Origin of the sequence: Chryseobacterium sp. CY350 (assembly GCF_027945075.1) — a bacterium.
Classification (GTDB): Bacteria; Bacteroidota; Bacteroidia; order Flavobacteriales; family Weeksellaceae; genus Chryseobacterium.
Genome location: NZ_CP116034.1, coordinates 624,406 through 647,345 on the forward strand (window position 1 = coordinate 624,406; position 22,940 = coordinate 647,345).

The 22,940-nt window shown below is 34.0% G+C and carries 24 protein-coding genes; 9 read left to right on the forward strand and 15 right to left on the reverse strand.

Annotated features, from left to right (window positions below; genetic code table 11):
• Positions 1–35 precede the first annotated feature (35 nt).
• From PGH12_RS02775 to PGH12_RS02790, 4 genes are all read left to right on the forward strand, one after another.
• Positions 36–1,016 carry an acyl-ACP desaturase gene (locus PGH12_RS02775; protein ID WP_267598947.1) on the forward strand — a complete coding sequence of 327 codons (981 nt, stop codon included), beginning with the start codon at positions 36–38 and terminating at the stop codon, positions 1,014–1,016.
• Positions 1,017–1,113: 97 nt separating this feature from the next.
• Positions 1,114–1,545, forward strand: a complete 432-nt coding sequence (locus PGH12_RS02780) for a BT0820 family HAD-type phosphatase (RefSeq protein WP_267598948.1) — start codon at positions 1,114–1,116, stop codon at positions 1,543–1,545.
• Positions 1,546–1,704: 159 nt separating this feature from the next.
• On the forward strand, positions 1,705–2,514 hold the full coding sequence (map, locus tag PGH12_RS02785; protein WP_267598950.1) for a type I methionyl aminopeptidase: 810 nt from the start codon (positions 1,705–1,707) through the stop codon (positions 2,512–2,514).
• Positions 2,514–3,281 carry a class I SAM-dependent methyltransferase gene (locus tag PGH12_RS02790; RefSeq protein ID WP_267598951.1) on the forward strand — a complete coding sequence of 256 codons (768 nt, stop codon included), beginning with the start codon at positions 2,514–2,516 and terminating at the stop codon, positions 3,279–3,281. Before map ends, PGH12_RS02790 begins: the two co-directional genes overlap by 1 nt.
• 49 nt (positions 3,282–3,330) lie before the next feature.
• On the opposite strand, the gene PGH12_RS02795 is transcribed toward PGH12_RS02790, so the two are convergent.
• From PGH12_RS02795 to PGH12_RS02805, 3 genes are all read right to left on the reverse strand, one after another.
• The gene (locus PGH12_RS02795) at positions 3,331–4,050 is read right to left on the reverse strand and encodes a T9SS type A sorting domain-containing protein (RefSeq protein WP_267598952.1); all 720 of its coding nucleotides are present in this window, start codon (positions 4,048–4,050) and stop codon (positions 3,331–3,333) included.
• An 88-nt stretch (positions 4,051–4,138) separates the two neighbouring features.
• Positions 4,139–4,465: a DMT family transporter gene (locus PGH12_RS02800; RefSeq protein WP_267598954.1), complete on the reverse strand. Its 327-nt coding sequence runs from the start codon at positions 4,463–4,465 to the stop codon at positions 4,139–4,141.
• A 64-nt stretch (positions 4,466–4,529) separates the two neighbouring features.
• Positions 4,530–5,093: a Crp/Fnr family transcriptional regulator gene (locus tag PGH12_RS02805; protein WP_267598955.1), complete on the reverse strand. Its 564-nt coding sequence runs from the start codon at positions 5,091–5,093 to the stop codon at positions 4,530–4,532.
• A gap of 215 nt (positions 5,094–5,308) precedes the next feature.
• Between PGH12_RS02805 and era the strand changes: the two genes are divergently transcribed.
• The 3 genes from era (at position 5,309) to PGH12_RS02820 (ending at position 9,245) form a co-directional block, all read left to right on the forward strand.
• Positions 5,309–6,184 (forward strand): GTPase Era, encoded by an 876-nt coding sequence (gene era, locus PGH12_RS02810; protein WP_262147215.1) that lies wholly within the window; start codon positions 5,309–5,311, stop codon positions 6,182–6,184.
• A 66-nt stretch (positions 6,185–6,250) separates the two neighbouring features.
• A complete protein-coding gene (locus PGH12_RS02815; RefSeq protein WP_267598956.1) occupies positions 6,251–6,679 on the forward strand; it encodes a DoxX family protein in 429 nt (142 codons plus the stop codon).
• 163 nt (positions 6,680–6,842) lie between these two features.
• A complete protein-coding gene (locus PGH12_RS02820; RefSeq protein ID WP_267598957.1) occupies positions 6,843–9,245 on the forward strand; it encodes an alpha/beta hydrolase family protein in 2,403 nt (800 codons plus the stop codon).
• Positions 9,246–9,298: 53 nt separating this feature from the next.
• Here the strand turns inward: PGH12_RS02820 and PGH12_RS02825 are convergent, their stop codons facing one another.
• The 10 genes from PGH12_RS02825 to PGH12_RS02870 all read right to left on the reverse strand — a co-directional run bounded on the left by PGH12_RS02825 (position 9,299) and on the right by PGH12_RS02870 (position 19,845).
• Complete coding sequence (locus tag PGH12_RS02825) at positions 9,299–9,817, reverse strand: GNAT family N-acetyltransferase (protein ID WP_267598958.1); 519 nt, start codon at positions 9,815–9,817, stop codon at positions 9,299–9,301.
• Positions 9,818–10,047: 230 nt separating this feature from the next.
• Positions 10,048–11,412: an MATE family efflux transporter gene (locus tag PGH12_RS02830; protein WP_267598960.1), complete on the reverse strand. Its 1,365-nt coding sequence runs from the start codon at positions 11,410–11,412 to the stop codon at positions 10,048–10,050.
• A gap of 70 nt (positions 11,413–11,482) precedes the next feature.
• Positions 11,483–12,667, reverse strand: a complete 1,185-nt coding sequence (locus PGH12_RS02835; protein WP_267598961.1) for a sigma-54-dependent transcriptional regulator — start codon at positions 12,665–12,667, stop codon at positions 11,483–11,485.
• Positions 12,668–12,720: 53 nt separating this feature from the next.
• Complete coding sequence (locus PGH12_RS02840; RefSeq protein ID WP_267598962.1) at positions 12,721–13,383, reverse strand: YggS family pyridoxal phosphate-dependent enzyme; 663 nt, start codon at positions 13,381–13,383, stop codon at positions 12,721–12,723.
• 206 nt (positions 13,384–13,589) lie between these two features.
• Positions 13,590–14,456 (reverse strand): polysaccharide deacetylase family protein, encoded by an 867-nt coding sequence (locus PGH12_RS02845; RefSeq protein ID WP_267598963.1) that lies wholly within the window; start codon positions 14,454–14,456, stop codon positions 13,590–13,592.
• Between the two features lie 116 nt (positions 14,457–14,572).
• On the reverse strand, positions 14,573–15,301 hold the full coding sequence (locus PGH12_RS02850) for a DUF72 domain-containing protein (protein ID WP_267598964.1): 729 nt from the start codon (positions 15,299–15,301) through the stop codon (positions 14,573–14,575).
• Positions 15,302–15,454: 153 nt separating this feature from the next.
• A complete protein-coding gene (locus tag PGH12_RS02855; RefSeq protein WP_267598965.1) occupies positions 15,455–18,196 on the reverse strand; it encodes a heavy metal translocating P-type ATPase in 2,742 nt (913 codons plus the stop codon).
• Positions 18,197–18,384: 188 nt separating this feature from the next.
• Positions 18,385–18,945 carry a helix-turn-helix domain-containing protein gene (locus tag PGH12_RS02860; RefSeq protein ID WP_267598967.1) on the reverse strand — a complete coding sequence of 187 codons (561 nt, stop codon included), beginning with the start codon at positions 18,943–18,945 and terminating at the stop codon, positions 18,385–18,387.
• Positions 18,942–19,337: an acyl-CoA thioesterase gene (locus PGH12_RS02865; RefSeq protein WP_267598968.1), complete on the reverse strand. Its 396-nt coding sequence runs from the start codon at positions 19,335–19,337 to the stop codon at positions 18,942–18,944. The genes PGH12_RS02860 and PGH12_RS02865 overlap by 4 nt, the downstream gene beginning before the upstream one ends.
• Positions 19,338–19,431: 94 nt before the next feature.
• Positions 19,432–19,845 carry a DUF6157 family protein gene (locus PGH12_RS02870; protein ID WP_267598969.1) on the reverse strand — a complete coding sequence of 138 codons (414 nt, stop codon included), beginning with the start codon at positions 19,843–19,845 and terminating at the stop codon, positions 19,432–19,434.
• Positions 19,846–20,104: 259 nt separating this feature from the next.
• Here PGH12_RS02870 and rbp point away from each other — a divergent pair, with 259 nt between their 5' ends.
• Complete coding sequence (rbp, locus tag PGH12_RS02875; protein WP_263001907.1) at positions 20,105–20,488, forward strand: RNA-binding regulator; 384 nt, start codon at positions 20,105–20,107, stop codon at positions 20,486–20,488.
• A 108-nt stretch (positions 20,489–20,596) separates the two neighbouring features.
• Here rbp and PGH12_RS02880 read toward each other — a convergent pair whose 3' ends face one another.
• Both PGH12_RS02880 and PGH12_RS02885 read right to left on the reverse strand, forming a co-directional pair.
• Entirely contained in the window at positions 20,597–21,064 is a 468-nt protein-coding gene (locus PGH12_RS02880) for a BlaI/MecI/CopY family transcriptional regulator (RefSeq protein ID WP_267598970.1), read from the reverse strand.
• A 42-nt stretch (positions 21,065–21,106) separates the two neighbouring features.
• Entirely contained in the window at positions 21,107–21,754 is a 648-nt protein-coding gene (locus PGH12_RS02885) for a phosphatase PAP2 family protein (protein ID WP_267598972.1), read from the reverse strand.
• Between the two features lie 125 nt (positions 21,755–21,879).
• On the opposite strand from PGH12_RS02885, the gene pdhA reads away from it, so the two are divergent.
• Positions 21,880–22,881 carry a pyruvate dehydrogenase (acetyl-transferring) E1 component subunit alpha gene (pdhA, locus tag PGH12_RS02890; RefSeq protein WP_267598973.1) on the forward strand — a complete coding sequence of 334 codons (1,002 nt, stop codon included), beginning with the start codon at positions 21,880–21,882 and terminating at the stop codon, positions 22,879–22,881.
• Positions 22,882–22,940 lie beyond the last annotated feature (59 nt).

Consider the following 22,940-nt stretch of genomic DNA (forward strand, 5'->3'; position numbering starts at 1 on the left):
ATTAATATATTTGTAAATTATAAACGTATTTCAGAATGTACAATAAGCTCGTAAGAAAAGAGGTAATGGGTATTTTAGAAAAGGAAGTGGGTTCTTTTCTTGATAAATTTTTGACTCCAATTGAAAAAATATGGCAGCCATCAGACTATTTACCAGATCCTTCAAGTGAAGATTTTAAATACGATTTAGAAGAAATTCAGACTTTTGCTCGCGAGATGCCTTACGATCTGTTTGTCACTTTAATAGGAGACTGCATTACCGAAGAAGCCTTGCCATCTTATGAATCTTGGTTGATGAGTGTTGATGGTATTGATCAGGAAAAAAGCGGGCCGACTTGGGCAAGCTGGATAAGATCTTGGACAGGTGAAGAAAACAGACATGGAGATTTATTGAATAAATATCTTTATCTCTGCGGAAGAGTCAACATGAAACAAATTGAGATTACCACGCAATATTTAATTAGTGATGGTTTTGATATCGGTACAAGTATGGATCCCTATAGAAACTTCGTTTACACAAGTTTTCAGGAAACTGCGACCAATATTTCTCACAGAAGAGTCGGTACATTGGCAAAACAATCCGGAAACGGGAAATTAGCAAAAATGTGCGGAGTTATTGCAGCAGACGAAGCAAGACACGCAAAAGCATACAAGCATTTTGTCGCAAAAATTCTAGAGCTTGATCCTTCCGAAATGATCTTGGCCTTCGAAGATATGATGCGAAAAAAAATCGTGATGCCTGCTCATATGATGAGACAATCCGGGCAAAAAGCAGGAGAACTTTGGGGACATTTTTCAGATGCGGCGCAAAGATGTATGGTTTATACTGGTCAGGATTACATCAATATCATGAAAGATCTGCTAGACGAATGGAAGATTGAGCATGTTACAGGTCTTACTGAAAAAGCTGAAAAAGCACAGGAATATCTTATGAAGCTCCCATCAAGATTACAAAAGATCACAGACAGGGTTTCTACGCCAGATCTTCAGTTTCAGTTTAGCTGGGTAAAAGAGTAATTTTCGATTTAACATTAAATTATAAGTACGAGTGCCGGAGGTTTATTTCGGCACTCTTTAATTATTTATTATCTTTGCAAAGCTAAAAAAGAACAAAATGGTAAGTAACAAAAAAATTGCAGTAGATTTCGACGGAACAATCGTGGATGATGCTTATCCCGGAATTGGGAAAGCTAAAATTTTCGCATTTGAGACACTGAAGAAACTTCAGACGCAAGGATATAGACTTATTTTGTGGACGTACAGACACGGTAAAACTCTTGATGAAGCTGTAGAATTCTGCAGAAAAAACGGAATAGAGTTCTATGCAATTAATTCGAGTTTTGAAGGAGAAGTTTTTGACAGCGAAACGCAATCGCGAAAGCTAGATGCAGACTGGTTTATAGACGATAGAAATCTCGGAGGATTTCCGGGATGGGGAGAAATCTATAATATTATTAACGAAAGAATAGAATTTCGTGTTGAAGGAAAAGAGGTTTTAGCATATTCAAAACTAAAAAAAGAAAAGAAAAAAGGACTTTTCTGGTAAAATAACTTAGAAATTAGAAGTAGATTTTAGAAATTAGTTTTAAAATTTGCTTTTAATCAAAGTTTTTCAGAAGATATAGATATTTGGAAGTGTGCACAATTTAATACAGGAAGTTGTAAAATTATCTTCTAAAATCTAATTTCTAACATCTATATAAAAATGATTCAATTAAAAACAATAGACGAGCTTCGTCTCATGAGAGAAAGTGCTCAGTTGGTTTCCAGGACATTAGGAATGTTGGCAAAGGAAATCAAACCGGGAGTTACCACTTTATATTTAGATAAATTAGCTCACGATTTCATTAAAGATCATGGTGCAGAGCCAGCATTTTTAGGATATGGAGGTTTTCCGTATTCATTATGTATTTCGCCAAACGAACAGGTGGTTCACGGTTTTCCAAGTAAAGAAGAAATCAAAGAAGGCGATGTGCTTTCTGTTGATTGTGGTGCTGTTTTAAATGGTTTTGTAGGCGATCACGCATATACTTTTGAGATTGGCGAAGTAAAACCGGAAATCAAGAAATTACTTAAAGTTACAAAAGAATCTCTCTATAAAGGAATCGAACAGTGTGTGCGAGGAAAAAGAATAGGAGATATTTCGCACGCTATTCAGACTCATTGTGAGAAAGAAGGGTATGGTGTTGTGAAAGAATTAGTAGGTCATGGCGTAGGAAGAAAGATGCATGAAGATCCGCAGGTTCCTAATTATGGAAAAAAAGGGAGTGGTAAAGTAATCAAAGACGGTTTAACGATCGCTATCGAGCCAATGGTAAATATGGGAACTGAAAAAGTGAAATTCCATAATGATGGCTGGACGGTTACAACTCTTGACAACCTTACTTCTGCTCATTTTGAGCATGATGTAGCTGTTATTAATGGCAAACCTGTTTTACTTTCTACTTTTAAATATGTTTACGAAGCTTTAGGAATCGTAAGTGATGAAGAGAAGCCATTTCAAATGGATTTTTAATGAAAAAGCTGACTAAGTTTTTACTTAATAAAATCCCTCGTACGATGCTTATTCAGGTGAGTGTTTGGGCGCGACCATTGATTTATCAATTTTTTAAAGGAGATCAGTTTTTTGATCCGATTGATGGTAGATCGTATAGAAAATTTCTACCTTACGGTTATGGAAAACAGAGAGAAAATGCTTTGTCACCGGGAACTTTAAGCTTAGAAAGACACCGTCAAATGTGGTTGTATCTGCAAAATGAAACCGATTTTTTTATTAAAAATTCTAAAGTCCTTCACATTGCTCCCGAACAGGAATTTCTACGGAAGTTTAAAAGAATGAGCAATCTCAATTATATTTCAGCAGATTTATATTCTCCGATTGTGGATGTGAAAGCAGATATTTTAAATCTACCTTTTGAGAATGATAGTTTTGATGTGATTTTCTGCAATCATGTTTTAGAGCATATAGAAGATGATTCTAAGGCAATGAGCGAGTTATATCGCGTTCTGAAACCTGGCGGATGGGGAATTATTCAGGTTCCTATGAAGAATTCTTTAGAAAAAACCTATGAAGATTTTACTATAAAAGATCCAAAAGAACGTCAGAAACATTTCGGACAATACGACCACGTTCGCTGGTACGGAATGGATTATTTTGACCGTCTGAGAAATGCAGGTTTCGAAACTGAACCAAATTTCTACTCAAAACAATTCAGCGACGCTGAAATTAAAAAATACGGACTTAATCACAATGAAATTCTACCTGTGGTTTATAAAAAATAAAAAAACGTCTTCATATTTGAAGACGTTTTTGTTTGTTTAAAAGTGTGGATTAATCTTTTATGAAAAATTCAGGTTTTAAATTTTCGATCATCAGAATATACTGACCTTTTTGAAAATGACTTACATCGATTCTAATAGATTTTTCTGAAGTAAGGGTTTCATAAACCAGTTTTCCAGAAGTTTCATAGATCTTTAGATTCAAATTTCGTTCAATGTGCTCAACAATCAAAAAATCTTTTGAAGGATTTGGGAACATTCTAAAATTCTTTTTTAGCAAATTTTCTTTTGTACCAAGTATCGAATTGTTGTAAAATATTTGTGTTCCCGTTGTCGGGTTTGTAATAATCAGCGTTTTAGAAGATCCATTGTTTATAATTTGATAACTATATAATGTTCCTGCCGGAACTGGAAGAGACGGATTTCCGACATAAAAGTCACAATTCTTTTGGTCAAAACCCTGTACAGCAGTCATATTTGTTCCCCAATAATCGGCCAATGTGCAACCTCCGCCATTTTTTGTGAAATTGCTGAGTGTTGGGGAAAAAGTAATATTTGATGTAGCCGTATTAAAATATTTTGAGTTAAAAATATATTCTGAGCCATTTTGCGAAAACGTTGACGCTGAAATACTGTAAGCCATTGCAGGAGTGGTTACGTTTTGTCCATTAGTGACTATTTGCGAAATGTACCAAGTGTTGCTAAAAAGTTCAGCATTTTGTGCAGAAACAAGATGACTCAAAAAGGTTAAAATAAATAGATATTTTTTCATGAAAACTTTTATTTAAAGATATTAAATAAAAATAATCTACATATAGTGACATGTGTTAAATTTAATTGATATTTTTTTGTTTTAAAAATTAGTGAGATACAACTTTCAGACCGATCACAGAACCAATTAATGTACAGATAAAAAATATTCTCCAGAAACTTACGGGGTCTTTAAAAACTAAAATTCCCATTAGAACAGTTCCTACAGCGCCAATTCCGGTCCAGACTGCATAAGCCGTTCCTATCGGAAGAGTTTCTGTAGCTTTTATTAACAACAGCATACTGATGGTAAGACATGCAAGGAAACCTGCAAACCACCAATACATTACGTTTCCCGATGTTTCTTTTACTTTTCCAAGACAAGAGGCAAAACCAACCTCAAAAAGTCCTGCAATAATTAAGATAATCCAATTCATATTTACAAATTTATATTACAAAGTTGAGGATTAGATTTTTATTAATATTTTACAAATGATAAAATTATCTTATTTCTGCCCGAATTCTACTCAAACTCACTTGTGTAATGCCAAGATAGGAAGCAATGTGGCCCAGCTGAACTCTCTGCAGAAGATATGGTTTTTCTTTCAAAAGGTCTTTGTAGCGTTCCAGCGCAGTTTTATATTGTCTTGAGATGATTAATTCTTCAGTTTTTACCAGTTCTCTTTCCGCAAATTTTCTGCCCCAATTAGCAATATGAATGTCTTCATTAAAAAACTGTTTCAGTTTTTTTGTTTCCAACTGGTACAGTTCGCAGTCTTCTAACAGTTCAATACTTTCATAACCAGGCTTTTCATCAACATAACTTTTCATAGAAACTATCGGTTCACCTTCAGTCCCGAACCAGAAAGTGATGTCGTTATTTTCTGTAGAAGCATAAGCTCTTACAATTCCTTTTTTCAAAAAATAAACTTTCGTAATTACTTTATCAGATTCCATGAGACGGAAACCTTTAGGACGCTTCACCTCAATAATATATTTTTTCAGTTTTTCTTTTGAAGCCGTTGGAAGAGGGTAGATGTGATCAATAATATCGTCAATATTCATAAAAACTCAATTTAAACAAAAGTTGTATATCAGATGCGTTTTTTCAAATTAAAATTTAGGTAACTCAATTATTAAGAGGTTTCGGCAAATTTAATTTAAGCTAATTTTAATTCAAAAATAGACTTTTTCAAACATCTAATTTTAATATTGATCGTAAGACCGATTTTGTTTTACTAACTTTGCAAATCGTAATAAAAGCGACTTAATATTTTTATATGCATAAAGCAGGATTTGTAAATATCGTTGGAAAGCCGAACGCCGGAAAATCTACCCTACTGAATCAATTAATGGGCGAGAAACTGGCAATTGTAACGCAAAAGGCACAGACAACCAGACATAGAATTTTCGGAATTTATAACGAAGAAGATCTACAGATCGTATTTTCTGATACTCCGGGAGTTTTGGATCCTAAGTACGGTTTGCAGGAGAAAATGATGGATTTTGTGAAAGATTCTTTGCAGGATGCAGATGTTTTTCTATTTATTGTAGACGTTACAGACAAGTCGGAACAATCAGAATTTTTAATTGATAAATTAAATAAAATCCCTGTACCGGTTTTGTTATTGCTAAATAAAATCGACCAGACCAATCAGGAAGGTCTTGAAAAAATAGCGACCGAGTGGCACGAGAGAATACCGAAAGCGGAGATTCTTCCTATTTCTGCTCTGAATGCTTTTAATATTGATGTTATTTTACCAAAATTAAAATCAATGTTACCGGAAAGTCCGGCGTACTATGATAAGGACATGTATACTGACAAACCGGAAAGATTTTTTGTAAACGAGGCAATTCGTGAAAAAATTCTTTTGAATTACGATAAAGAAATTCCGTATTCGGTAGAAGTAGTAACCGAAATGTTCAAAGAAAAAGAAGGAATTATTTTTATCGATTCTATTATTTATGTTGAAAGAGATACCCAAAAAGGAATCATCATCGGTCATAAAGGTGAGGCAATCAAAAAAGTAGGAACCGAAGCAAGAATAGATCTGGAGAAGTTTTTTTCAAAAAAAATTCATTTAAATCTCTTTGTTAAAGTGAAAAAAGACTGGAGAAAAAACGACAGAGATCTGAAGAATTTCGGATACAGATAGACTAAAAAGTCAATATTCATCGTTGTATAAGAAGTTTTTCTTATCTTTAAAGTAAATATTCAATCAATGACCTATTTTAATTCGAAAACTAATCTGGTAATCATAGACGTGGTATTATTAATCGTAAGATTATTCGTAGGATTTGCGATGTTGTCTCACGGTTTCCCAAAATTGCAGATGTTACTGGAAGGTGGTGAGATTAAGTTTTTTGATTTTTTGGGAATGGGTCCGAAAATTTCTCTTATTCTAACAGTTTTTGCGGAATTTGTCTGTTCGATATTTTTAATCTTGGGGCTTTTTACAAGAATAGCAGTAGGATTTTTGATGTTTACCATGATTGTGGCTGGTTTTGTGGTTCACGGTTCTGATGCTTTTGATAAAAGAGAAATGAGTTTGCTTTATCTAAGTATTTATTTTTTAATCATGGCATTAGGCGCAGGAAGATTCTCTATTGATGGTATGATCGAGAAAAAAAGAAGAGCTTCAGAATGGTAAGTTCACTTTAAAAAAATAGAAAAGCGGTAATTTATTTACCGCTTTTTTTGTGTTGAAAGTTTTTAAATATTGATACATAATTTTATAAAACACTCACTTGGTTTCGAATTGTTTCTTTTATGGTTAAATAGTTTTCATTAAATTCGTGCAAAATCAAAAGATAATGAAGATCAAGCTAACTATCTGTCTACTTGCGTTTCTAAATTTGTATGAAGCGCAGGAAAATATCTCATACCAGAAACCATCTGCCGAAATTTTAAAACTTGCAGACTATGAACGGCCGCCAAGTGTAATGACCAATTCGAAAAAAGACTGGATTGTTTTTAGTTACAGGCCAACGTACAAAACTCTGGATGATCTTAATCAGCAGGAAATGAAAGTGGGTGGATTAAGAATTAATCCGATAACCAATATTTCAAGTTCTGTAACGTACTCCAACAACCTGAAGGTACGTAAGATGAACGACAAAACAGAAATTCAGGTAAAAGGTTTACCCGAGAACCCTAAAATTACGAGTACATCATTTTCACCAGACGAAAAGAAACTTGCATTCACCAATACAACCGATAAAGGCGTTGAACTTTGGGTGATAGACTTAGAAACCGCTACTGCAAAGAAAATTACAAAAGATAATCTGAATGCTAATTTAGGAAATCCGTACAGCTGGATGAAAGATTCTCAGAGCTTTTTGATTAAAGTTCTTCCTGAAAACAGACCAAAACTAACAGATTCTTCAAAAGATCTTCCAACCGGACCGATTGTTTCTACTTCAGACGGAAAAGTTTCGCAAAACAGAACATATCAGGATCTGCTTAAAAATCCTCAGGACGAAAAGAATTTTGAAATTCTTACCGCGTCAGAATTGTATCATATAGATTTAAATGGAAATTTAAAAAAGTTTAAAGATCAGGATCTTTTTGCCGGCATCAACTATTCTCCTGACGGAAATTATGTGATGCTCACAACCATAAAAAAACCATTTTCTTATATTGTTCCGCTTAGCAGATTCCCTTCAACTGCGACTGTTTACGATGCAAAAGGAAATGTCGTGAAAATAGTAAATGAAGTTCCACTTACTGAAATTATGCCTAAAGGATTTTCATCGGTCAGAACCGGAAAACGGGATATGACCTGGAGAGCCGATCAACCTGCAACTTTAGTTTTTGCTGAAGCTTTGGATGGTGGTGATCAGGCAAAAAATGTAGATTACAGGGATGAAGTCTTTACTTGGGAAGCACCTTTTAATGCGCAACCGAAATCTTTCTTTAAAACAAAACAAAGATATGAAGGCACAAGCTGGACGAATAATCATTACGCCATTGTTTCCGAAGGTTGGTATGATACCAGAAATACAAAATCTTATTTGGTAGATCTAGACGGCGGTAAATCTCAGATTATCGAGGATAGAAATTATCAGGATGTTTACAGCGATCCCGGAAGTTTTAATACTACAAAAAATGATTTCGGAAGATATGTTTTAGACATGGAAAATGATAAAGCCTATCTTATCGGTGCCGGATTTACAAAAGATGGTCAACATCCTTTTATAGATGAGATGGATATAAAATCTTTAAAAAAGAAAAGACTCTACACGTCGAATCTAAAGGAATCTAAAGAGGAAATAATAGACATCATTAATTCTGCAAAAGGAGAGGTTTTGACGATTCAACAGTCTGCAAATTCATATCCGAATTATTTTAAAAAAAATATAAAGTCGAATAAAGCAGAAGCCGTAACCAATTTTGCCAATCCGTTTGAGAGCATTAAAGATGTTTACAAAGAAGTGATTACCTACAAAAGAAATGACGATGTTACTTTGACGGGAACGCTTTATTTACCCGCAAATTATGACAGAAAAGCTAAAAAAGAAAAATTACCGCTATTAATCTGGGCTTATCCTACAGAATATAAAGATAAAAATACAGCTGGTCAAAATACCCAAAATCCGAATGACTTTACATTTCCTTATTACGGTTCGTTTGTTTACTGGACGACTAAAGGATATGCTGTCTTAGATGATGCCGCGTTCCCAATTATCGGTGAGGGAAAAACAGAACCTAATGACACTTTTATTCCACAGTTAGTCGCCAACGGAAAAGCTGCTATTGATGCGGTAGATCAGTTAGGATATATTGACAGAAACAAAGTTGCAGTTGGCGGACATTCTTACGGTGCATTTATGACAGCCAATCTTTTGACGCATTCTAAAGATTATGCCTGTGGAATTGCCCGAAGTGGTGCATACAACAGAACATTAACGCCATTTGGTTTCCAGAGTGAGCAGCGGAATTACTGGGATGTACCGGAAATCTACAACAATATGTCTCCGTTTATGAATGCCGATAAAATGAAAACGCCGTTATTATTGATTCATGGTGATGCAGATAATAATCCGGGAACGTTTACTTTACAGACCGAAAGATATTTTCAGGCTCTGAAAAACCTTGGAGCACCAGTGAAGATGGTTCTTCTTCCAAAAGAAGCTCACGGATATGTTGCCAAAGAAAACATTCTTCATCTTCTTTGGGAACAAGATCAGTTTCTGGAGAAATGTCTTAAGAAATAAAAGATAAACCTCGCTCAATTTGAGCGAGGTTTTTTGTGCAATTTATAATAATATCAAAGGGACTTTTTCATCATAATATCCGTTTGATCTTCACTTCCAAATTTAAAAATATGTTTGTCAAATTCTACAAAACCATTTTTCTTGTAAAACTGAACTGCTCTGTGATTTTCTTCCCAGACTCCCAGCCAAACATATTCTAAGTCTTTATTTTGAGCAATCTGCAAAGCTTTATCATAAAGAATTTGTCCAACTTTTTTACCGTGAAAATCTTTTGAAACGTAAATTCTTTCTATCTCAAGAGAGTTGTCATCTTGTAATTCGGTTTGAGCAGCTCCGAAGTTTATTTTTAAGTATCCAATCACTTCGTCATGTAATAAAGCAAAGAAAAACTCCGAATCTTCGTTCTCAACTTCTGTCGTTAATTTTTCTATCGTAAAACCTGTCCTCATATATTCTGCCATGTTTTCTTCAGAATTTTGTGGTGAAAAAGTGTCGAAAAAAGTTTGTCTGGCGATTTTTTGCAATTGTTCTACGTTTTCTGTTCCTATTTGTTTTAAAATAATCTCTTCCATGATTTTATTTAAAATTTTTATTTATAATTGAATAAATTACACCTTCCTGATCGTCAAAATTAAATTCCTTTTTGTATTGCAGTACAATTTTCTCTAAAACTATAATGGAAGCAATGTTTTTTTTCATGGCTCTTCCGATAATTAATTTTAAATCTAATCATTAAAAACCTTAATTGCTTTTGCACTTTAGAGTCAATTTAAGATATAAATATATTCAAAAGTCAAATTATTTATGATTTGGCAGTTCCAATTCTCTTTGCCGATAATTTAAGAAATCGTAGCACGAGCATTACTGCAGAAATCGTTAATCCCAATCCGAGAGCAATCCACATTCCGAAAGCACCCATTTCCATCGTCACGCAAAGGAAATATCCCAAAGGAATTGTAATCAGCCAATAAGCAATAAATGTAATGATTGATGGAATTTTCACATCCTGCAGACCTCTCAGCATTCCTAAAGCCGTTACCTGAATTCCGTCTGATAATTGAAAAAGAGCGGCAATAATCATTAGTTTTGAGGCTAAAGTAATCACTTCTATTTCTTCACCTTTTGTAAAGAAAGTGGGCAGAATATTTCTTCCTAAAATGAATATTATTCCACAAAAACACATAAAGAGAAAAGCTATCTTCAAATTATTAATTCCAACTTTTCTAAGTTCCACGAAATTCTGCTCTCCTAGTTTTCTCCCGATCATTACGGTAGAAGCAACACTGAAACCGATGCATAAATTAAATGTAAACGAAGCCATACTTAATGCAATTTGGTGAGATGCAATGTCGTGGGAAGAAATAAGTCCGCAAATAAAAGCAGCTCCAGCAAAAGCGGTAACCTCAAAAAACATTTGTAAAGCAGTAGGAAAACCTATTCTCACCATTTTTTCAAACATTTGTTTTGAGAACACTTCTATTTTCAATGAAAAATCTTTTATATACTGTCTTGTTTTTTTCTCTTTAAGTAAAACGTAATAAAGAAAAACAACCATAAAAACTCTTGCAATCAAACTTGCTAATGCAGAACCCTTTACACCCATTTCGGGAAAAATCCATAAGCCTTTGATGAAAACGTAATTTAAAACAATGTTGATAATATTAGCAATAATGGTTGCTTTCGTCACCCCAATTGTATAAGAGAGACCTTCGGAAACCTCTCTCAATGTTTGAAAAGCCATGAATGGCACAATGCTTATCGCCATGATCCAGAGAAAATCGACCGTATCCGGAATAATTTTTTCGGGTTGTCCGGATTTGTAAAGCAATGGTAAACCGGCAAATAATACGAGCATCAGAATAATACCAACCGTCATATTGATCACAAAACCATGACTGAAAACCGAATTAATAGTTTTGCTATCATTTTGAGAATGTGCCTCCGAAACCAGTGGCGGAATGGCAAACGAAAAACCCAATGCTAAAACAAACATTGAGAAAAACACCGCATTACCGAGAGAAACAGAAGCTAATGCATCTGCGCCGAGCAGTTTGCCTACAATAATATTGTCGAATAAGTTCACAGAAACCTGACCGACCTGCGTAAGCATTACGGGAAGAGCCAAAGTGAGAGCTTCTTTGGTGTAGTTTTTATTTAAAAAGTTCATAACAGTTCAAAAAAAATTTGCAGTAAATAATACTACAAATTTTAATTCTATATTTTAATTAATAATTAAATTATTTTCTAACAAAACTTGCAACGTCCTCTTGTGAAACTGTAGTTCCGCCAAGAATTATTAATCTTTCCACAACGTTTCTTAATTCTCTGATGTTTCCTGTCCATGAAAGTGCTTTTAAGGCATCAATTGCAGTGTCATCGAATTTTTTCAAAGCTGTACCGTGCTCATCAGAAATCAATGTCGAAAAGTGATCTACCAGTAATTTGATGTCTTCTTTTCTGTCATCCAAAGGCGGAACGTAGATTTCAATTACAGAAAGTCTGTGATACAGATCTTCTCTGAATCTTCCGGCCTCGATTTCTTTCGCCATATTTTTGTTGGTTGCTGCAAGTACTCTTACATCAACTTTTATTTCTTTATCGCTTCCAACAGGAGAAACTTTGCTTTCCTGCAATGCTCTCAAAACTTTCGCCTGAGCGATTAAACTCATATCACCGATCTCATCTAAGAAAATAGTACCGCCATTCGCCTGTTCAAATTTTCCTTGTTTGTCTTTTATAGCGCCTGTAAACGAACCTTTTACGTGTCCGAAAAGTTCAGATTCTATCAACTCGGAAGGAATTGCAGCACAGTTTACCTCTACCATCGGACCTTTTGCTCTTTCGCTTAAATTGTGAATTGCATGAGCAACCAATTCTTTTCCGGCACCATTTGGGCCTGTAATCAAAACTCTAGCATCAGAAACAGCCACTTTCTCGATCATCTCCTGAATTTTCTTCAAAGCAGCAGATTCACCGATCATCTGGTATTTTTTATTAACTTTTCTTTTTAGGGTTTTATTTTCCGTCTGAAGATTTTTATTTTCTTTCTTTAAAGTTTCCTTAACCAAAGCGTTTTTCACACTGGTAATCAATCGGTTGATATCAATTGGTTTTGAGATAAAATCGTAAGCTCCATCCTTTAAGCAAGCTACCGCAGAATCAATATCGGCATGCCCGGAAATCATGATAAATGTAGATTCAGGTTTTAAAATCAAACTTTGTTTTAAAAATTCCGTACCCGACATTTTAGGCATTTTGATATCTGAAATTACTAAGGCAAAGTCTTCTTTCTCAACTTGTTTGTAGCCTTCAAGGCCGTCTTCGGCAATAACAAATTCGTAATCGGTAAGTTCATCCGAAAGAATACTTTGAAGTACACCGGAGATCGCTTTTTCGTCTTCTACAATAAGGATTTTTTGCATAGTTGCAAATTTAGTTAATTTTTGCTCAATTGCATCAAAAACTGTTCCTAAATCTATGATTGGGCATAATCTCTGCGCCCGAAAATTGCCGAACCAACGCGGATAGAATTTGCTCCGCAATCAATTGCGATAGGGAAGTCGTCGCTCATTCCCATAGAAAGAGTTTGCAAAGGGTTTGTTGTACTTAAATCATCAAAAAGATCTTTCAAAACTTTAAATTCTTTTCTTACTTGATTTTCATCTTCCGTGAAAGTTGCCATTCCCATTAGTCCTGTGATTTGAACATTGGAAAATTCACCATCAACAAATTTTTGAAACAGAATTTTAGCTTCCTCAATTTCCAACCCAAATTTGGTCTCTTCTTCAGCAATTTTTACCTGAAGTAAAACTTTAATTGTTCGGTTGTATTTTGCAGCTTCCTTGTTGATTTCTTTTAAAAGTTTCTCCGAATCTACACTTTGAATGGTATCAATAAATTCAGCAATATATTTTACTTTATTGGTTTGTAGATGCCCGATCAAATGCCACTGAATATCGTTAGGCAGTAACGGATATTTTTCAGTCAGCTCCTGAACTTTATTTTCACCAAAAACTTTTTGTCCTAAATCATAAACTTCCTGAATCGCAGTAACCGGGTGAGTTTTTGAAACCGCCACCAATTCAACGTTATCCGGAAGTTGGTTTTTAATCTTATTGTAATTTTCCTGAATACTCATACGTGCAAATTTCTGAAATTTAGTAAAGAATAACTATTTAAATTAAAATTTTGTTCAGAATAAATGTTTCTAAAATTATTTGGCAAAGTTTTAATTCAAACAAAAAATTTAAAAGTTGACAAACTTTCAAAACAATTTTCACAGCTTGTCAACTTTTGAACGTCCTAACAACACAGTAAATTCTTTATTTGTTTTGCGGTAAAATACTAGTTTAAAACTTCATTAATTCTCGGGTATTTAGAAATTTTTCTAAAGACAAACCGATTTGTTTTCTGAAGTTTTTCAATAAATAAATCAAGTTCATTAATTGAATCTGCGTCTGTTAAATATTGATCATGCGCAAGAAAAACCAAATGTCTAGAAGTTTTTTCGAGATCATTAAAGAAAATACTGTCAACTTTTTTTAGCATTTCCTGATGATTTCCTTTCAACGTCATTTTGTTGGTAGGTTTCCATTCCAGATCCCATCCTATAATTTTATAACCGGCATTTTTGAGCTTGTTTGCAGCTTCGTTTGAGCTTTTAAGATCTGTAACGGTGATGTTTTTTAGCCTCCAGATATTTCTTCCCGGTGTTCTGGCAATCTTACTATTTAATCTAAGACTGTCTTTTGCAGCATCAAAATCGTGAATTACCATCGCAGGATTTCTGTAAAAATCTGTGTATTTATTGTGGGCGTGCGTATAACTGTGATTGGCGAGTTCTACCAGTTTATCTTTTCTCAAAGATTCAAGATCGTCTTTTTGTTTTTTGCTACCTTTTGCATGCTGCCCAACCAAAAATGCAGTTGCGCAGACATTTCTTTTATGTAATATTTTTAAGAGATTTTCAGTTCCGCGGTTGGGACCGTCATCGAAAGTAAGGTAAATTACTCTTTTGTCTGAAATGACATTTTCATCGTCGATTTTCTGGACTTTGATTGCGGCGGGATGAACTTGTGAACTAATTTTGAAAGATTCGGTTTTGTGTTTTTTCTTACTGCAACTGTTGAATAAGATCGTGGCTGCACTCATCAATGCAAACACTCCAAGAAAAGTCCTGTTCACAGACTTTTCCTCAAAGTTATTTTTCATAAAAGTAAATGGGAATTAAAATTGTTTTTAAATAAATTTTTTCAAAATTAAGTTAACAAATTTTAAGCCATTTGTGTAAGATTTGTAATCTTTTTAATGAATTTTAATAAAATATTTTAACCCAAATTTTCTTGTAGGTATAAACCGTTTTTAATAGCTGCGGTTCCCCATGTATTATTGAAAAATATATAAGATTTCAGATTTGAATGCTTAATTTTCGCAGCTAAGTCATTCAAAAATTCCTCCGAATATTCTGATTTGTAAAGAATTGGTTTTCCATGAAGACGATAGTAAACTGCATTTTTTGAATTAATGATAACATCTTCAGGAAGATTGCCAGGAAAACTCACTCCCGAAAAAGTAATATTTTTTTGCTCTAAAATTTTAAAAATTTCTTCATTCCACCAGGATTCATGACGAAATTCAATCACATTAAAAAATTGAAGATCAATATTTTCAAAAATGCGTTTAAGATTCTCGTCCGAATTCTTAAATGATGGCGGAAATTGATAAAGAAATCCCGCAAGTTTCTCTTCTAAATGAGTTTTAATATAATTGCAGAAAATTGTGATTTCATCTTTGCAGTTTTCAAGTCTTTTTTCGTGTGAAATTGACTTAGGGATTTTAATGAAAAATTTAAAATCATCAGGAGTTTCACCAAACCATTTTTGAAGCGTTTTCGCAGTTGGTTTCCTGTAAAATGTAGAATTAATTTCAACTGAATTAAACTGTTGAGAATATAAAGTCAGAAAGTCTTTGCTTTTCGCATCTTCAGGATACAAAGAACCCTTCCAATCGTTGTTGTAAAAACCTGAGCAACCGATGTAGATTTTTTCTTCTTTCATTGTAAAAAGTTTAAATAGTTTATAATCTCTCGCAGATTTTTCAAATTAAGCAGATTTTTTTTAGATGGCTAAAACCATTTAAAAACAATTGAAAAATAAAATCTGCTCAATTAGCTTAATCTGCGAGAGAAAAACATTTAAATAACTTCAGATTTATTTCACATTCAAATCAACAGAATTTAACCTCAATGAATTTAAAATCACAGATAAAGAACTGAAACTCATTGCCGCCGCCGCGATCATTGGTGATAGTAAAATCCCAAAAAACGGATACAACAATCCTGCAGCAACCGGAATTCCCAATACATTATAAATAAAAGCGAAAAAGAGGTTTTCTTTGATATTTCTTAGCAGCTTCTCACTAAGAATCTTTGCTTTTGCAACTCCAATGAGATCACCTTTTAGTAAAGTGATTTCCGAACTTTCTATGGCAACATCGGTTCCGGTTCCCATTGCAATCCCGATATTTGCTTGTGCCAAAGCAGGAGAGTCGTTTATTCCGTCTCCGGTCATAGCAACGATTTTGCCCTGTTGCTGAAGCTTTTTCACTTCATTTAGCTTATCTTCAGGAAGACAATTGGCTTTAAAATGTTTGATTCCAAGCGCATCTGCAACGGCTTTTGCGGTATGTTCATTGTCACCCGTCATCATGATGACATCAATTCCGTCATTAATAAGAAGTTCAACCGCTTTTTTCGAACTTTCTTTAATTTTATCTGTAAAGCTAATCAATCCTAAAACTTCATTTTCCTGTGCAACATAAGAAATCGTATGTGCTTTTAGCTGAATTTCTACAGCTCGTTGTTTTAAATTTTCAGGAATATGAATATTGTTCGAGGTCATTAAATTTTCGTTTCCTACATAAACGGTTTTTCCATTGATCATACCTTTTACGCCTTTTCCTGAAATATTCTCGAAATCACTTACTTTTTCAGCAGAAATGTTTTGTTCTTTTGCTTTTTTGATCACCGCATTAGACAATGGGTGTTCTGAATTTTGGTTTAATGAAAAAGCTATTTTTAAAACTAAACTTTGATTATTATTCACAGTTTCGACATGTTCAACGGAAGGCTTTCCTTCAGTTAAAGTCCCTGTTTTATCGGTGATTAGAACATTTACTTTATTCATTTGTTCAAGGGCTTCTGCATTCTTTATGAGAATACCACTTTTGGCACCTTTTCCGATTCCGACCATCAGAGACATTGGTGTTGCCAAACCTAAAGCACACGGACAAGCAACAATAAGAACGGCAACTGCATTCACAAAAGCAAAGAGACTTTTTTTACCTTCCGGCCCGAAAAACTGCCATAAAATAAATGTAAGAACTGCAACCAGAATAACAGTTGGTACAAAAACCTTTGCCACTTTATCGGTCAGTTTTTGAATCGGGCCGCGGCTTCGGCTTGCATCGTTCACCATTTTAATAATCAGAGAAAGCAGCGTTTCGTCGCCCACTTTTTCAGCTTTCATAATGAATACATGATTTCCGTTGATCGTTCCGGAAGTCACCAGATCATTAATTTTTTTCTCAACAGGAATCGGTTCACCGGTAATCATACTTTCGTCTACGGTAGAATTCCCATCAATGATTTTTCCGTCTACAGGAATTTTTTCGCCGGGTTTTACTTTTAATAAATCTCCGATTTTAATTTCCGAAAGCGACACCTTCTTTTCTTCTCCATTAATCATTAAATTGGCCTCGTCAGGTGAAAGATTCATCAGTTCTTTGATGGCATTTCCTGTTTTTTTATGTGCTAAAGCTTCCATCAGCTGACCTAAAATAACCAATGTAATAATCACGCAAACTGCCTCAAAATACAACGGACTTTCATGGCCGTGACCTCTGATTTCGTGCGGAACAATATCAGGAAAAAGTAAAGCAATAATGCTAAAAATAAATGCAGCCGAAACACCTAAAGCAATAAGACTAAACATATTCAAGTTCCAGGTTTTAAATGAAACAAAACCTCTTTTCATTAAAAACCATCCCGAATAAAACAGAACTGGAAGCGTCAAAGCAAGTTCTATATAACCCTGAATCTGATGTGAGAAAGGAAATTTAATTAGCATTCCGCCCATTGAGAGAATAAAAACAGGGATTGTGAAAATCAAAGAAGTGATGAATTTTCTTTTTAGAATTTTGTACGTTTCATCTTCTTCTTCGTTTCCGTTTTTGTCAGGATATTTGACAAGATCCATACCGCAAACCGGACAACCTACATTGCTGTCATAGGTTTTATCGCCTTCACAAAACATCGGACAGTAATATTTTCCAGCCATGTCGTCCGTGACTTTTGGCTTTTCCTGATGATGATGACTGTGAGAATGTGATTGATGATTTGAAACCGAATTTTTTACTAAATCTTCCGTAATTTCTTCTAAATGCATATGACAAACGGGGCAGTTGCCCTTTTCATCATAAATTTTATCTCCTTCACAAAACATCGGACAATAGTAATCACCGATGTGATCTTTAAAGTTTTCAGGAAGATTTGCTTTTGAAAATGTAGGTTTGTAATTGAGATCTTTCGTTAGTTTATCTTCAATTGGCACTAAAAACATATTACAAACCGGGCATCTTTCACCTTGTTTAAAATATACTTTTTCACCCTCACATTCCATCGGGCAATAATAAACCGAAGATGGAGAAACTCTGTCCTGCGGTTTTAAAAAAGTCTTATCTGGAATGCTAGGATCTTCTAACTTATAATTTCCTGCTTCTTCAAGAGCTTTATTTAAATGATTTAAATCAAGATCTTTATCAGAAGTAATCGTTGCTGTGCTGTTTTCGAGGTCGATTTCAGCTTTTATATTCTTAAGATTGTTGAGTTTTTCTGAGATTTTTTTCTGACAACCCGAACAAGTCATCCCAATTATTTTATATTGCTTTTGCATGATGCTAAATTTATTTTACAAATTTCCAAAAATGAAAATAGAAGCTGTTATAAATTTATGGATAATGTTTATAAAATTTGGAACATTCTAGGTGGGAGAGTAGGAGAATAATACATTTAAAAGTTTAGTACTAAAGTTTTGCTTTTTTTCGAAGAAGAATAATTTCAAACACTAAAAGTTCTCGATTCTCAAAGCCGATCAAGCGATTTTCTGTCCAGAACTTTTAGTTTTTTAAAAGCAGTAGGAGTGTAGCCTGTGCTGTTTTTGAATTGTGATGAAAGATGCTGAACACTTTTGTAGCCCATATGAACTGCAATTTCTGTCAGAGTAAAATCATTATTGAACAAAAGTTCTTTTACTTTTTCAATTCTTTGGAGAATATAATATTGCTCTAAAGTGATGTTTTCGTTCTGCGAAAAAACTTTAGATAATGTACTGTATTCCTTGTGTAATGCGTTACTTAGGAAATTAGAGAGAAGGAAATTCTCGTCAGTATCCAGTCTTGCGATTTTCAGTATAACCAGATTTTTTATACTTTCAATAAGTTGTTGAGAAGGATCTTTAATGATTTTAAAACCAATCTTTTCAAGCATTATTTCGATCTCAGAAAGGGTTTGTTCCAAAAGTTCGGTAGCAGTTTCTACTTCGCCTAAATTGATGGACTCAATATTTACTCCCACATTCTCAAAAATATTTTGAACGGCAGAAATACATCGTTCGCAAACCATATTTTTTATGAGAATTTTCATAGAGAATTATTCAGTCGGTCTTTCACAAATTCAACTTTTGTTTTTCCGTGTGGCGCAGGATTTCCATCTTCATCAAGATTCACCATTACGATTCTCTCCACTGTAATAATGGTTTGGTGCGTCATTTTATTTCTTACCGCACACTTTAAAGTTAGAGAAGTTGAGCCGAAAGCTGAAACTTCGATACCAATTTCAATGATGTCACCTTGTTTGGCTGAACTTACGAAATTGATCTCTGAAATATATTTCGTGACCACTTTTTTGTTTTCAAGCTGAATCACTGCGTACAAAGCGGCTTCTTCGTCGATCCACTGCAAAAGTTTTCCACCGAAAAGTGACTGATTAGGATTTAAATCTTCGGGTTTTACCCATTTTCTAGTATGATAGTTCATTTATTGATATTTGCACAACAAATTTAATGTTTAAAACCGAGTTTGTTGAGTGTTTATCATGTTTAAATCTAAAATAACACATTTATAAACTCAATTATTTCCTTTTGGATCGCATTGCTTTTACTTTTTTAATCGAGTCGTTTTGAATCAATTTTTGATATTCTCCGCTTTCAACAGGGTATAACGCTACTTTACCTTGTTCATTGTGATGAAATCCGAAACCATATCTTTTTGCTAATGGTGAAGACCGAAGGCAAGGTTGACCTCTTGAAAAAAACTTTTCTCTTTCGCTAAACTTTTCACTTTCAGAAATTTCATTTTTAATTACATAAGACTCAAAAACAATGTCATCTGACGAATATTGATACGGATTTTGAATGAGCTTCTCATATTGAAGATTGGCCAACGTTTTAATTTTTTTTTCTGGCGGAATCTCACTTGTGGAAACAGGACAGTCTTCTGCAACTTCTATAAACGTGTTAATATAGTTTGTCGTGTGGTATTTCATCGTACTTTTTAGGATTTTTAAAGTTAATATTCGCAGATTTTATATGTAAATCATTTGTGTAAAGATTTGATTTATAGCTAAATTACAACATTCTTATATTAAATTTTCTGTAATAGATGAAATAGTTTGAAAAATGTTTTGATTTATTCAATTAAATTGTATCTTGCAAACGTTTATATCAGGAATCAATATTATGTTCATTATTATGTTGCTTTTCTTTTATACCAGAATTTATATTAATTTTTAATTTTTTTTTAAAATGAACATTTTTGTTTCAAACATCAATTACGCAACTAAAGAATATGAGTTGCACGATTTATTCGCAGAATTTGGCGATGTATCATCTGCTAAAATTGTTACAGACAGAGAAACTGGTCGTTCTAGAGGTTTCGGTTTCGTAGAAATGGGTGACGAAGAAGGAGCTCAAGCTATCGAAGCTCTTAATCAAAAAGAACTTAACGGTAAGATTCTTAACGTGTCTGAGGCTAAGCCAAGAGAAGAAAAACCAAGAAGAAGTTTTGATAATAACAGAAGCGGAGGTGGAAGTTATGGTAACAACCGTTCAGGAGGTAATTCTGGAGGTGGTGGTTACGGAGGTAACAACAACCGTGGAGGTAACGGAGGCGGCGGAAGTCGTTGGTAAAAAATAAGAGCGGCTTTTTAGCCGCTTTTTTTATGTCTTTATTTTATTGAGAAGAAAACTTTTAGTCTGACTGTTTACTTAACTTTAGTTGCTACAAAAAAATAACAATCAGTCTTTTTTCTTCTTCTTTTTCTTATCTTTATTTTTTTTATCCTTTTTGGGGTTCAGGATTTCTTCTGCGTATTCTAATGTAGGAGTTTTTACTTTCACAGGTTTCATCTCAATTTTAAGATCAAAATATTCTTTAAGATCATTTTGAGAAACCAAATTCTCTTTAAATAAAAATTCTAAAATTTCTTTACCCGAATTGTTGAAAAAATTCTGCGTGAGGTCTCTCAGTATAAACTTTTTATATTCATCAAACGGAACAACAACGGTATATTTAAAAATCCGGCCTTCCTTCTGTGTAGATAAATAGCCTTTTTCAACCAGTATTTTCAAGTACGTGGAAACCGTATTCTGATGTGGTTTCGGCTCCTGATGTTTTTCCATAACATCTTTTAGATAAAAAGAATTTAAGTCCCAAAAGAGTTTCATTAAATTTTCTTCTGCCGATGTAAGATGATTTATTTTCATATTTGAATTTAAATTTAGTGGTAATTTTTAAATATAAGACAACTATTTAATGGTCGTTTCTACAGGAATTACTTCTGTAGGCAGATCATCTCGCTGATATTTATTATTGCAATAAAGATAGACAAAAGAAACTAAAATAGCGATTCCTGCTCCTGTAAGTACTTCTTTTACCGTGTGTCTTTTTAATATAACTCTAGTGACCCCAACCAGAACGGCAATTACCAGCCAGGCAAAGCCAATTTCTATATCGAATGCAAAAAATAAAGCTGCCACAAAAACATTAAATGCTGTATGCATCGAGCTTTTGATATATAAATTACTGATCTGTAATGCAAAAAGAAGCACTAAAATAAACAGCATTACGAAATCTATAAAACCATTTTTTATGTAGTTAAATGTTAAATAAGAAATAATGCACACTGCTATGAAAATATAAAGTGTCTTGCGCTGAACTCTGTTTGAAACATCCATATTGGTATAACGACCTGTTTTTACATTCCAAACGATCCAGATGATGACTGGGAGAATGGTAATAAGTAAAATTGGTAAAAAATGAGTGAAGGCCTCTTTGAAAGTATAATTCTGAATACTGAAATATATAAAATAAATAACCAGAGATACTAAAGGATTGAAAAAATCTGAAATTATTCTTGAAACAATTTGTAGTAAAGAGGTCTGCTTTTCTTGCATATTGAAGTTTGTGATGTAAATATAACATTATAACTAAAAAAACAATTGCTCTATATATAATAAAAACAAAGTTTTTTCATATTTTTGCTCAACTATTTCATAATAAATAAGCAAGAAGCTAGCACATGAAAGAATTTTCTAAAGAGGTATACCTGAAGTGGTATGAAGATATGACAATGTGGAGAAGGTTTGAAGACAAATGCCGTTCTCTTTATTTAAAACAAAAAATCAGAGGTTTTTTACATTTGTACAACGGTCAGGAGGCAATTCCGGCTGGTTTTACGCATGCAATGGATTTAACTAAAGACAGCATGATCACTGCTTACAGATGTCACATTCATCCAATGGCAATGGGGGTAGACCCGAAAAGAATCATGGCAGAACTTTGTGGTAAAGCCACAGGTACTTCCGGAGGTATGGGAGGGTCTATGCACATTTTTAGTAAAGAACACAGGTTCTACGGAGGCCACGGTATCGTAGGAGGTCAGATTCCTTTGGGAGCAGGTATTGCTTTTGCAGATAAATTTTTCGACAGAAAAGCAGTTAACATCTGTTTCTTTGGCGATGGTGCTGCTAGACAAGGATCTCTTCATGAAACATTCAATATGGCAATGAACTGGAAACTTCCGGTTGTTTTTGTTGTTGAAAACAATCAGTACGCGATGGGAACGTCTGTAAAAAGAACTGCAAACCATGAAGATATCTATAAATTAGGTCTTGGTTACGAAATGCCTTGTCTTGCTGTAGATGCGATGGATCCTGAGAAAGTTGCTGAAGCTGCTTACGAAGCTATTGAAAGAGCCAGAAGAGGAGACGGACCAACTTTTATCGAAGCAAGAACCTATCGTTTCAGAGGCCACTCTATGTCTGATGCTGAACCATACAGATCTAAGGATGAAGTTGCTATTGCGAAAAAAGATGATCCGATCGAATTGATTAAAGAGAGAATCTTGCAAAATAATTGGGCAACTGAAGAAGAACTAGAAGCTACAGACAACAAATCGAGAGATTTCGTAGAAGAGTGCATCGAGTTTATGGAAAATTCTCCTTACCCGACTGCAGAGAAAATCTATGAGTATGTTTACGCTCAGGAAAACTATCCGTTCTTAGATAAATTAGAAAATTAAAAATTAATAATTAATTTGATATTTGAATTTTGAGATGATCTAATCTCAAATCTCGAATC

Coding starts and splice junctions, on each gene's coding strand:
- PGH12_RS02775 (WP_267598947.1), top strand. CDS start 36: ATGTACAATAAGCTCGTAAGAAAAGAGGTAATGGGTATTTTAGAAAAG.
- PGH12_RS02780 (WP_267598948.1), top strand. CDS start 1,114: ATGGTAAGTAACAAAAAAATTGCAGTAGATTTCGACGGAACAATCGTG.
- map (WP_267598950.1), top strand. CDS start 1,705: ATGATTCAATTAAAAACAATAGACGAGCTTCGTCTCATGAGAGAAAGT.
- PGH12_RS02790 (WP_267598951.1), top strand. CDS start 2,514: ATGAAAAAGCTGACTAAGTTTTTACTTAATAAAATCCCTCGTACGATG.
- PGH12_RS02795 (WP_267598952.1), bottom strand. CDS start 4,050: ATGAAAAAATATCTATTTATTTTAACCTTTTTGAGTCATCTTGTTTCT.
- PGH12_RS02800 (WP_267598954.1), bottom strand. CDS start 4,465: ATGAATTGGATTATCTTAATTATTGCAGGACTTTTTGAGGTTGGTTTT.
- PGH12_RS02805 (WP_267598955.1), bottom strand. CDS start 5,093: ATGAATATTGACGATATTATTGATCACATCTACCCTCTTCCAACGGCT.
- era (WP_262147215.1), top strand. CDS start 5,309: ATGCATAAAGCAGGATTTGTAAATATCGTTGGAAAGCCGAACGCCGGA.
- PGH12_RS02815 (WP_267598956.1), top strand. CDS start 6,251: ATGACCTATTTTAATTCGAAAACTAATCTGGTAATCATAGACGTGGTA.
- PGH12_RS02820 (WP_267598957.1), top strand. CDS start 6,843: ATGAAGATCAAGCTAACTATCTGTCTACTTGCGTTTCTAAATTTGTAT.
- PGH12_RS02825 (WP_267598958.1), bottom strand. CDS start 9,817: ATGGAAGAGATTATTTTAAAACAAATAGGAACAGAAAACGTAGAACAA.
- PGH12_RS02830 (WP_267598960.1), bottom strand. CDS start 11,412: ATGAACTTTTTAAATAAAAACTACACCAAAGAAGCTCTCACTTTGGCT.
- PGH12_RS02835 (WP_267598961.1), bottom strand. CDS start 12,667: ATGCAAAAAATCCTTATTGTAGAAGACGAAAAAGCGATCTCCGGTGTA.
- PGH12_RS02840 (WP_267598962.1), bottom strand. CDS start 13,383: ATGAGTATTCAGGAAAATTACAATAAGATTAAAAACCAACTTCCGGAT.
- PGH12_RS02845 (WP_267598963.1), bottom strand. CDS start 14,456: ATGAAAAATAACTTTGAGGAAAAGTCTGTGAACAGGACTTTTCTTGGA.
- PGH12_RS02850 (WP_267598964.1), bottom strand. CDS start 15,301: ATGAAAGAAGAAAAAATCTACATCGGTTGCTCAGGTTTTTACAACAAC.
- PGH12_RS02855 (WP_267598965.1), bottom strand. CDS start 18,196: ATGCAAAAGCAATATAAAATAATTGGGATGACTTGTTCGGGTTGTCAG.
- PGH12_RS02860 (WP_267598967.1), bottom strand. CDS start 18,945: ATGAAAATTCTCATAAAAAATATGGTTTGCGAACGATGTATTTCTGCC.
- PGH12_RS02865 (WP_267598968.1), bottom strand. CDS start 19,337: ATGAACTATCATACTAGAAAATGGGTAAAACCCGAAGATTTAAATCCT.
- PGH12_RS02870 (WP_267598969.1), bottom strand. CDS start 19,845: ATGAAATACCACACGACAAACTATATTAACACGTTTATAGAAGTTGCA.
- rbp (WP_263001907.1), top strand. CDS start 20,105: ATGAACATTTTTGTTTCAAACATCAATTACGCAACTAAAGAATATGAG.
- PGH12_RS02880 (WP_267598970.1), bottom strand. CDS start 21,064: ATGAAAATAAATCATCTTACATCGGCAGAAGAAAATTTAATGAAACTC.
- PGH12_RS02885 (WP_267598972.1), bottom strand. CDS start 21,754: ATGCAAGAAAAGCAGACCTCTTTACTACAAATTGTTTCAAGAATAATT.
- pdhA (WP_267598973.1), top strand. CDS start 21,880: ATGAAAGAATTTTCTAAAGAGGTATACCTGAAGTGGTATGAAGATATG.